At 65.3% G+C, this 10,282-nt stretch carries 9 protein-coding genes; all 9 read left to right on the forward strand.

The annotated features are described in order from the left end of the window. Positions 1 to 2 precede the first annotated feature (2 nt). The 9 genes from nuoH to D4Q52_RS23620 all read left to right on the forward strand — a co-directional run bounded on the left by nuoH (position 3) and on the right by D4Q52_RS23620 (position 10,132). The gene (nuoH, locus tag D4Q52_RS23580) at positions 3 to 1,028 is read left to right on the forward strand and encodes an NADH-quinone oxidoreductase subunit NuoH (protein ID WP_119859019.1); all 1,026 of its coding nucleotides are present in this window, start codon (positions 3 to 5) and stop codon (positions 1,026 to 1,028) included. Between the two features lie 7 nt (positions 1,029 to 1,035). Then, a complete protein-coding gene (gene nuoI, locus D4Q52_RS23585) occupies positions 1,036 to 1,524 on the forward strand; it encodes an NADH-quinone oxidoreductase subunit NuoI (protein WP_119859020.1) in 489 nt (162 codons plus the stop codon). A gap of 9 nt (positions 1,525 to 1,533) precedes the next feature. Beyond that, on the forward strand, positions 1,534 to 2,172 hold the full coding sequence (locus D4Q52_RS23590; RefSeq protein WP_119859021.1) for an NADH-quinone oxidoreductase subunit J: 639 nt from the start codon (positions 1,534 to 1,536) through the stop codon (positions 2,170 to 2,172). Beyond that, positions 2,169 to 2,480 carry an NADH-quinone oxidoreductase subunit NuoK gene (nuoK, locus tag D4Q52_RS23595; protein ID WP_054160652.1) on the forward strand — a complete coding sequence of 104 codons (312 nt, stop codon included), beginning with the start codon at positions 2,169 to 2,171 and terminating at the stop codon, positions 2,478 to 2,480. Before D4Q52_RS23590 ends, nuoK begins: the two co-directional genes overlap by 4 nt. A gap of 65 nt (positions 2,481 to 2,545) precedes the next feature. After that, a complete protein-coding gene (nuoL, locus tag D4Q52_RS23600; RefSeq protein WP_119859022.1) occupies positions 2,546 to 4,681 on the forward strand; it encodes an NADH-quinone oxidoreductase subunit L in 2,136 nt (711 codons plus the stop codon). Beyond that, positions 4,681 to 6,198, forward strand: coding sequence for an NADH-quinone oxidoreductase subunit M (locus D4Q52_RS23605; RefSeq protein ID WP_182915424.1), 1,518 nt, complete (start codon positions 4,681 to 4,683; stop codon positions 6,196 to 6,198). The genes nuoL and D4Q52_RS23605 overlap by 1 nt, the downstream gene beginning before the upstream one ends. Positions 6,199 to 6,217: 19 nt before the next feature. Continuing rightward, positions 6,218 to 7,654 carry an NADH-quinone oxidoreductase subunit NuoN gene (gene nuoN, locus D4Q52_RS23610; protein WP_119859023.1) on the forward strand — a complete coding sequence of 479 codons (1,437 nt, stop codon included), beginning with the start codon at positions 6,218 to 6,220 and terminating at the stop codon, positions 7,652 to 7,654. A gap of 1 nt (position 7,655) precedes the next feature. Continuing rightward, positions 7,656 to 8,462, forward strand: a complete 807-nt coding sequence (locus D4Q52_RS23615; protein WP_119859024.1) for a biotin--[acetyl-CoA-carboxylase] ligase — start codon at positions 7,656 to 7,658, stop codon at positions 8,460 to 8,462. Further along, a complete protein-coding gene (locus D4Q52_RS23620) occupies positions 8,462 to 10,132 on the forward strand; it encodes a ribonuclease J (protein ID WP_119859025.1) in 1,671 nt (556 codons plus the stop codon). The genes D4Q52_RS23615 and D4Q52_RS23620 overlap by 1 nt, the downstream gene beginning before the upstream one ends. The last annotated feature ends 150 nt before the right edge of the window (positions 10,133 to 10,282 follow it).

Genomic DNA, 10,282 nt, shown 5'->3' on the forward strand with positions numbered 1-10,282 from the left:
CGATGGCTGATTTCTTCATGACCAACCTGTGGCCGCTGATCATCGTGATCGGCCAGAGCGTGCTGCTGCTGGTCATCCTGCTGATCTCGATCGCCTACATCCTGCTCGCCGACCGCAAGATCTGGGCGGCGGTGCAGATCCGGCGCGGCCCCAACGTGGTCGGCCCGTGGGGCCTGCTGCAATCCTTCGCGGACCTGCTGAAGTTCGTGCTGAAGGAGCCGACCGTTCCGGACAGCGCCAACAAGGGCGTGTTCCTGCTGGCGCCGCTGGTGACCTGCGTGCTGGCGCTGTCGGCCTGGGCCGTCATTCCGGTGAGCGCCGGGTGGGTGATCGCCGACATCAATGTCGGCGTGCTGTTCATCCTCGCGGTGTCGTCGCTGTCGGTCTACGGCATCATCATGGCCGGCTGGTCGTCGAACTCGAAGTACCCGTTCCTCGCGGCGCTGCGCTCCGCGGCCCAGATGGTGTCCTACGAGGTCTCGATCGGCTTCGTGGTAATCTGCGTGCTGCTATGCGTCGGTTCGCTGAACCTGACCGCGGTGGTCGAGGCGCAGAACTCGAAGTGGGGCATGCTCGGCTGGTACTGGCTGCCGCTGTTCCCGATGTTCGTGGTGTTCTACGTCTCGGCGCTGGCCGAAACCAACCGCCCGCCATTCGACCTCGTCGAAGCGGAATCGGAACTGGTCGCCGGCTTCATGGTCGAATACTCGTCGACGCCGTATCTGTTGTTCATGCTCGGCGAATACGTCGCCATCGTCACGATGTGCGCGATGGGCACGATCCTGTTCCTGGGCGGCTGGCTGCCGCCAGTGCCTTACGCCCCGTTCACCTGGGTGCCGGGCATCGTCTGGTTCGCGCTCAAAGTCCTGTTCATGTTCTTCCTGTTCGCGATGGCGAAGGCCATCGTGCCGCGCTACCGCTACGACCAACTGATGCGTCTGGGCTGGAAAGTGTTCCTGCCGTTGTCGCTGGCGATGGTGGTGGTCGTGGCCGCAGTCCTGCAATTCGCAGGGCTGGCGCCGAAGTGAGGCTCTGATGAATATCAACGCAACCGCCCGCTCGCTGCTGCTGACGGAATTCGTATCGGCGTTCTTCCTCGCCATGCGCTATTTCTTCAAGCCGAAGCCGACGATCAATTATCCTTTCGAGAAGAACCCGATCTCGCCCCGCTTCCGCGGCGAGCACGCGCTGCGCCGCTATCCCAACGGCGAAGAGCGCTGCATCGCCTGCAAGCTGTGCGAGGCGGTGTGCCCGGCGCAGGCGATCACCATCGAGGCCGGTCCGCGGCGCAACGACGGCACCCGCCGCACCGTGCGCTACGACATCGACATGGTGAAGTGCATCTATTGCGGCCTGTGTCAGGAAGCCTGTCCGGTCGACGCCATCGTCGAGGGGCCGAATTTCGAGTTCTCCACGGAGACCCGCGAAGAGCTTTACTACGACAAGGCCAAGCTGCTCGCGAACGGTGACCGCTGGGAGCGTGAGATCGCCAAGTCCATCGCACTCGACGCGCCGTACCGGTGAGCTGACGCCATGTCCATGCCTGTCCTGTTCTTCTATCTCTACGCCGGCGCCGCGATCGCCGCCGCCGTCATGGTGGTGTTCGCGCGCAATCCGGTGCACTCGGCGCTATTCCTGATCCTGGTGTTCGTCAACGCCGCCGGCATGTTCGTGCTGATGGGTGCCGAATTCCTGGCGATGATCCTGATCGTGGTCTATGTCGGCGCCGTGGCGGTGCTGTTCCTGTTCGTGATCATGATGCTCGACGTCGATTTCAGCCAGCTGCGCGAGGGCTTCCTCGAATATCTGCCGTTCGGCCTGTTGATCGGCTTCATCTTCCTCGCCGAACTGCTGCTGCTGGCCGGCGGCTGGGTGATCACGCCGACCGTCACCAAGACGATCACGGCGCCGATCCCGACCGATGTCACCAACACCGAAGCGCTCGGCCTGGTGCTGTACACGCGCTACATCCATTACTTCCAGATCTCGGGCATGATCCTGCTGGTGGCGATGATCGGCGCGATCGTACTGACGCTGCGCCACAAGAAGTCGGTGAAGCGGCAGAACATCGCTGAGCAGAACGCGCGCTCCAAGGAGACCGCGATGGCGATCCGTCAGGTCAAGCCGGGGCAGGGACTGTCCGACAGCGACTCCGCGGAGTGGGTGCGATGAACGAGATCGGTCTGGGTCACTTCCTGTCGGTCGCCGCCGTGCTGTTCACGCTCGGCATCCTCGGCATCTTCCTCAACCGCAAGAACGTCATCATCATCCTGATGTCGATCGAGCTGATCCTGCTCGCCGTGAACATCAACCTGGTGGCATTCTCGATCTTCCTCAACGACATCGTCGGCCAGGTGTTCGCACTGCTGGTGCTGACAGTGGCCGCGGCCGAGGCCGCGATCGGCCTCGCGGTGCTCGTGGTGTTCTTCCGCAACCGCGGCACGATCGCGGTTGAAGATATCAACCTGATGAAGGGCTAGGGCATGATCGTCCATCAATCGTCGCTGACCCGCGACGCGATCCGGCTCGAGGCGAAGGCGCGCGCATGATCCAGGCTATCGTATTCCTGCCGCTGATCGGCGCGCTGATCGCGGCCGTCATCGCCCTGTATGGCGCGCACGCCCGCAACCCGAGCGGCGACACCGTCGAGCATCACGACGACCACGGGCATGGCCACGGTCACGCGGCGCCGGTCGGCGGCGACGCCGCGTTGATCCACGAGACGCATTCCGAACCGGTCGGCCAAGACGCCCACGCGGCGCACGGTCACGACGACCATGCCCACGACGATCACGCCCACGGCCCGGTCGAACCGGCCGCGGCCGGTTCGCGGCTCGCCGAGATCGTCACCACGACGCTGTTGCTGATCTCGGCGGCGTTGTCGTGGGTGACGCTGGTCGACGTCGGCTTCATGCACCACGACATCCGCGTCCCGGTGATGCCCTGGATCAATTCCGGCGATCTGCAGGTGGCGTGGACGCTGCGCGTCGACACGCTGACCGCGGTGATGCTGGTGGTGGTGACGACGGTGTCGTCGCTCGTGCATCTGTATTCGATCGGCTACATGCACGAGGATCCGCATCGTCCGCGGTTCTTCGGCTATCTGTCGCTGTTCACCTTCGCGATGCTGATGCTGGTGACCGCCGACAATCTGCTGCAGCTGTTCTTCGGCTGGGAAGGCGTCGGTCTGGCGAGCTATTTGCTGATCGGCTTCTGGTATCAGAAGCCCTCGGCCAATGCCGCGGCCATCAAGGCCTTCGTGGTCAACCGCGTCGGCGACTTCGGCTTCCTGCTCGGCATCTTCACGATCTTCGTGCTGGTGGCGTCGACCGATTTCGACACCATCTTCGCGGCCGCGCCGGGCCTGACCGGCAAGACCATCAACTTCTTCGGCTGGCACGCCGACGCGCTGACGCTGGCCTGTCTGCTGCTGTTCATGGGCGCGATGGGGAAGTCGGCGCAGTTCCTGCTGCACACCTGGCTGCCGGACGCGATGGAGGGCCCGACCCCGGTGTCGGCGCTGATCCACGCCGCCACCATGGTCACCGCCGGCGTCTTCATGGTGGCGCGGATGTCGCCGCTGTTCGAACTGGCGCCGACCGCGCAGGCCGTGGTGATGTTCTTCGGCGGCACCACCGCGCTGTTCGCGGCAACGATCGGCTTGGTGCAGAACGACATCAAGCGCATCGTGGCGTATTCGACCTGTTCGCAGCTCGGCTACATGTTCGTGGCGCTGGGAGCAGGGGCCTATTCGGTCGGCATGTTCCATCTGTTCACGCACGCCTTCTTCAAGGCGCTGCTGTTCCTGGGCGCCGGCTCGGTGATCCACGCGATGCACCACGAGCAGGACATCCGCCACATGGGCGGCCTCAAGGACCGCATCCCCTTCACCTATGCGGTGATGGTGATCGGCACCCTGGCGCTGACCGGCTTCCCGCTGACCGCCGGCTACTTCTCCAAGGACGCGATCATCGAGGCGGCCTACGTGTCGCACAACCCGATGGCGTTCTACGGCTTCCTGATGACGGTGGTCGCGGCGCTGCTGACCTCGTTCTACTCGTGGCGTCTGATCTTCAAGACGTTCCACGGCGAGCCGGCCGATCGCAAGCACTACGAGGCCGCGCACGAGAGCCCGTTGACCATGACGATCCCGCTGTTCGTGCTCGCCTTCGGCGCGCTGGCGGCCGGCTATCCGTTCAAGGAGCTGTTCGCCGGGCACGGGGTCGAGGAGTTCTTCCGCGAGTCGCTGAAGATGCATCCGGGCATCATCGAGGAAATGCATCACATTCCAGCCGGCATTGCCTATCTGCCGACCGTGATGATGGTGGTGGGCTTCCTGGTTTCGTATCTGTTCTACATCCGCCGGCCGTATCTGCCGGTGGAGCTCGCGACCCAGCACCCGCTGCTGTACAATTTCCTGCTCAACAAGTGGTACTTCGACGAGCTGTACGACGTCATCTTCGTGCGACCCGCGAAGTGGATCGGCCGCCAGCTCTGGAAGAAGGGTGACGGCATGCTGATCGATGGCCTCGGCCCGGACGGCATCTCGGCCCGCGTGCTCGACGTCACCCGCGGGGTGGTCAAGCTGCAGACCGGTTATCTCTATCACTACGCATTCGCGATGCTGATCGGCGTGGCCGGTCTGATTACCTGGTTCATGCTCGGCGGGGGAGGCCGGTGATGTCGGCTTCAATCATGACCTGGCCGATCCTGTCGGTCGTCACTTTCCTGCCGCTGGTCGGCGCGGTGCTGGTTTATCTGGCCCGCGGCGACGACGAGGCGGCACGCCGCAATGCGCGCTGGATCTCGCTGTGGACCACGCTGATCACCTTCGCGGTGTCGCTGATCCTGGTGGCGCGGTTCGACGCGTCGAACCCGGGCTTCCAGTTCGTTGAAAAGGCGCCCTGGCTCGGCAACACGATCAACTACCATATGGGGCTCGACGGCATTTCGCTGCCGCTGGTGATCCTGACCACGGCGATCATGCCGTTCTGCATCCTCGCCAGCTGGAAGTCGGTGACGTTCCGGGTGCGCGAGTACATGATGGCGTTCCTGGTGCTGGAAACGCTGATGATCGGCACCTTCTCGGCGCTCGACCTGGTGCTGTTCTATCTGTTCTTCGAAGGCGGCCTGATCCCGATGTTCCTGATCATCGGCGTCTGGGGCGGTCCCCGCCGGGTGTACGCGTCGTTCAAGTTCTTCCTGTACACGCTGCTCGGCTCCGTGCTGATGCTGCTGGCCATCATGGCGATGTACTGGACGGCGGGCACCACCGACATCCCGACGCTGATGACCACGGCGCTGCCGCGCAATCTGCAGACCTGGGCGTGGCTTGCGTTCTTCGCCTCGTTCGCGGTGAAAATGCCGATGTGGCCGGTGCACACTTGGCTCCCCGACGCGCACGTCGAGGCGCCGACCGCCGGCTCCGTGGTGCTGGCGGCGATCATGCTGAAGATGGGCGGCTACGGCTTCCTGCGCTTCTCGTTGCCGATGTTCCCCGATGCCTCGGTGTATTTCGCGCCGCTGGTCTACACGCTCTCCGTCATCGCGATCGTCTACACCTCGCTGGTCGCGCTGATGCAGGAGGACATCAAGAAGCTGATCGCGTACTCCTCGGTCGCGCATATGGGCTTCGTCACCATGGGCATCTTCGCCGGCAACACTCAGGGCGTCGCCGGCAGCGTGTTCCAGATGGTCTCGCACGGCATCGTGTCGGGCGCGCTGTTCCTCTGCGTCGGCGTGATCTACGACCGCATGCACACCCGCGAGATCGCCGCCTATGGCGGGCTGGTCAACCGCATGCCGCTGTATGCCTTCGTGTTCCTGGTGTTCACCATGGCCAATGTCGGCCTGCCGGGCACCTCGGGCTTCGTCGGCGAATTCCTCACGCTGATGGGCACCTTCCGGACCAACATTCCGACCGCGACCTTCGCGTCGCTGGGTGTGATCCTGTCGGCCGCCTACGCGCTGTGGCTGTATCGCAAGGTGGTGTTCGGCGCGCTGACCAAGCCGTCGCTCGCCTCGATCAAGGATTTGACGCTGCGTGAGAGCGTCATCCTGGCCCCGTTCGTGGTGCTGACCATTCTGTTCGGCTTCTACCCGAAGCCGATCCTCGACATGTCGGCCGCTTCGGTCCAGCACCTCGTCAACCAATACGCCGCCGTCGCGACTGCCGTGAAGGCAGCTGCGCTACCGTAACCGGCAAGGACTGCATGCTATGAATTTAGATATCGCCGGTTATTCGCTGGTCCCGGTCCTGCCCGAACTCGTGCTGGTGGTCGGCGCGATGCTGCTCTTGATGCTCGGCGCCTATCGCGGTCCGCGCACCACCGGGCTGGTCGCAACGCTCGCCGTCGTGCTGCTGATCGTGGTCGGGGCACTGGTGGTGATGCTGCCGGCGGGCAAGCTGGTCACCTTCGGCGGCAGCTTCATCGTCGACGACTTCGCCCGCTTCCTGAAGGTGCTGGCGCTGATCGGCTCGGCGGTGACGCTGATCCTGTCGGCCGAGAACCTTGCCGATCCGACCAAGCGGATGTTCGAATACGCCATTCTGGTGCTGCTGTCGTCGGCCGGCATGATGCTGCTGATCTCGGCCGGCGACCTGATCATGCTGTATCTCGGCCTCGAACTGATGAGTCTCGCGCTCTACGTCGTCGCCGCCAGCAACCGCGAGGACGCCAAGTCCAACGAAGCCGGCATGAAGTATTTCATCCTCGGCGCGCTGTCGTCCGGCATGCTGCTGTACGGCGCCTCGCTGATCTACGGCTTCACCGGCACCGTGCAGTTCGCCGGCATCGCGGTCGCGGCCAAGGACGGCAATATCGGCCTGGTATTCGGCCTCGTCTTCCTGCTCGCCGCGCTGTGCTTCAAGGTCTCCGCCGTGCCGTTCCACATGTGGACGCCGGACGTCTATGAGGGCGCGCCGACCCCGGTTACCGCGTTCTTCGCGTCGGCCCCGAAGGTGGCGGGCCTTGCGATCTTCACCCGCGTGACGCTGACGGCGTTCCCCGGCATCGTGCCGCAGTGGCAGCAGATCGTGGTGTTCGTGGCGATCGCCTCGATGGCGCTCGGCTCGTTCGCCGCGATCGGCCAGAAGAACATCAAGCGCCTCCTGGCCTATTCGGCGATCGGCCATATCGGCTTTGCGCTGGTCGGCCTCGCGGCCGGCACCGTCGAAGGCGCGCAGGGTGTGATCGTCTACATCTCGATCTATGTGGCGATGACGCTGGGCGCGTTCGCAGTGGTGCTGTCGATGCGCCGGGGCGGTCTGCACGTCGAAAACATCAGTGATTTCGCCGGGCTGTCGCGCACCAATCCGACGCTGGCGTTCTTCTTCGCGATGCTGCTGTTTTCGATGGCCGGCATCCCGCCGCTCGCCGGGTTCTTCGCCAAGTTCTACGTGTTCATGGCGGCCATCAAGGCCGGGCTGTTCGCGCTCGCGGTGATCGGCGTCGTCACCAGCGTAGTGGGTGCCTACTACTATCTCCTGATCATCAAGGTGATGTATTTCGACGAGCCGGCCCCGGGCATCGACCGGGTGCGGCCGGAACTGCGCGGCGTGCTGGCGGTCGCCGGCCTGTTCAACATGCTGTTCTTCATCTACCCGGCTCCGCTGGTGAATGCGGCCACGGCAGCAGCCAAGTCGCTGTTCTAGGATGGCGCTACGCCTCGGGTCGAAAGCGGAAGCGGCGGGCTATCGGCTCGCCGCTTTCGATTCGATCGGCTCGACCAACACCGAGGCGCTGGCCCGCGCGCGGGCAGGTGAGGCCGGTCCGATCTGGTTCGTCACCACCGAACAGACCTCGGGCCGCGGTCGCCGCCAGCGCGCCTGGATCGCGCCGCGCGGCAATCTGGCGGCCTCGGTTCTCGAAGTCCTGCGGGTGCCGCCGAGCGTCGCCGCGACGCTGAGCTTTGCCGCCGGCCTCGCGCTGGAGCACGCGCTGCAGCAGGTCAGCCTGGAGGCCCGCGCGCGCGGTGGCGCCGCCGCCACCTTTACGCTCAAATGGCCGAACGACGTGCTGGCCGACGGCAAGAAGCTCACCGGCATTCTGCTCGAGGCCGAGACTGTCGGCCCGGATCGCCTCGCGGTTGTGGTCGGCATGGGCACCAATGTGGTCGCCGCGCCCGACGACACGCCATATCCCGCCGCATCGCTGCGCGGGCTCGGCATCGAGGTCAGCGCCGAGGATCTGTTCGCGGCGCTGTCCGACGCCTGGACCGAGATCCGCGGCATCTGGGACGAGGGCCGCGGCTTCGGCGAAATTCGCAAGCAATGGCTGGCGCGTGCGACTAAGATCGGCGAGCCGGTGTCGATCCAATCCGGTGCGTCGACCGTCGACGGCATTTTCGAAACCATCGACGAGACTGGCTGTCTCATCGTCCGCACCGCCGACGGAAGGAGGGTACCGATCTCCGCCGGCGACGTGTATTTCCGCTCCGCCGCGTCATCAGGAGCCGCGTAATGGCACGACCCGACGAACTCACCTTTGCACCCTTGGGGGGCGTCGGCGAGATCGGCATGAACCTCTCGATCTACGGCCTCGGCAACCGCGCTCAGCGCAGTTGGCTCGCCGTCGATCTCGGCGTGTCGTTCGGCGACGAGGAGCATCTGCCCGGCATCGACCTGATCATGCCGGATATCCGCTTCCTCGAAAAAGAAAAGAAGAACCTCGTCGGGCTGGTGCTGACGCACGCCCATGAGGATCATTTCGGCGCGATCATCGATCTGTGGCCGAAGCTGAAATGCCCGATCTACGCCACCAAATTCAGCGCCTCGCTGTTCGCCGCCAAGCTCGCGGCCGAACGCACCACGCTGAAGATCCCGATCACCGAAGTGCCGTCGGGCGGCACGATCAATCTCGGCCCGTTCAGCGTCGAGTTCATTCCGGTCGCGCATTCGATCCCGGAAAGCCACGCGCTGGCGATCCGCACCTCGGTCGGCACCGTGCTGCACACCGGCGACTGGAAGATCGATCCGACCCCGGTCGTCGGTCCGCCGACCGACGAGAAGCGGCTGCGCGAGATCGGCGACGAGGGCGTGCTGGCGCTGATTGGCGACAGCACCAACGCGGTGCGCGACGGCCGATCGCCGTCGGAAGCCGAAGTCGGCGTGTCGCTCACCGGGCTGATCAAATCGGCCAAGGGCCGCGTCGCGGTGACGACGTTTGCGTCGAATGTCGGCCGCATCCGCGCCGTTGCCGACGCCGCGCAGGCGGCGGGCCGCGAGGTGGTGCTGGTCGGCCGGGCGATGGACCGGGTCTCGAACGTCGCCCGCGAATGCGGCTATCTCGACGGCGTGCCGAGCTTCCGCGGGCCGGAGTACTATGGGCATTTTCCGCCCGACAAGGTGCTGGCGCTGTGCACCGGCAGCCAGGGCGAGCCGCGCGCCGCGCTGGCGCGGATCGCGCGCGACGATCATCCGGAAGTCACGCTGAACAAGGGCGACTGCGTGATCTTCTCGTCGCGCACGATTCCGGGCAACGAGAAGGCCGTCGGCGGCATCATCAACGGCTTGGTCAATCAGGGCATCGAGGTGATCACCGACCGCGATCACCTGGTCCACGTCTCCGGTCATCCGCGCCGCGACGAGCTGCGCGAACTGATCTCCTGGGTGCGGCCGCAGCTCTTGATTCCGGTGCACGGCGAAGCGCTGCATCTCAACGAGCACGCCAAGCTGGCGCGGCAGATGGGCGTGCCGAAGGTGATGACCTGCCGTAACGGCGACCTGATCCGGCTCGGCCCGGGCGATCCGGCGGTGATCGAACAGCTGCCCTCCGGCCGGCTCTACAAGGACGGCAACATCCTGGAGGAGGAGAAGTCGCGCGCCGTGGTCGAGCGCCGTAAGCTGGCCTTCGCCGGCTGCGCCTTCGTGGCGCTGGCGCTGACCGAGGCCGGCGAACTGGTCGACGATCCGGACGTCGATCTGATCGGCGTGCCGGAAAACAACAGCGCCGGCGAGCCACTCGAAGAAATCGTGTTCGACGCCGTGGTGGCGACGGTCGAGGGCCTGCCGCGAGCCAAGCGGCGCGACCCGGACGCCGTCGCCGAGTCCGTCCGCCGTACCGTGCGCTCGATCGTCCAGCAGCATTGGGGCAAGAAGCCGCTCTGCGTCGTCCACGTGCTGACGGCGTAGGGTAGCGCGGCGGTCTGACCCGCCCAGAGCTGTCAATCGATCGCGGCCGTGCTCCTGAGGTGGCCGCCCGGGCCGGCGCGGGGGGGGGCGGCCGGGCCCGGGAGGTGGGGGCCCAGGGCCCGCCCCACCCTGGCGGGGCGCGGGGGGGGG

This window comes from Rhodopseudomonas palustris (assembly GCF_003591005.1).
GTDB classification, from domain to species: Bacteria; Pseudomonadota; Alphaproteobacteria; order Rhizobiales; family Xanthobacteraceae; genus Rhodopseudomonas; species Rhodopseudomonas palustris_K.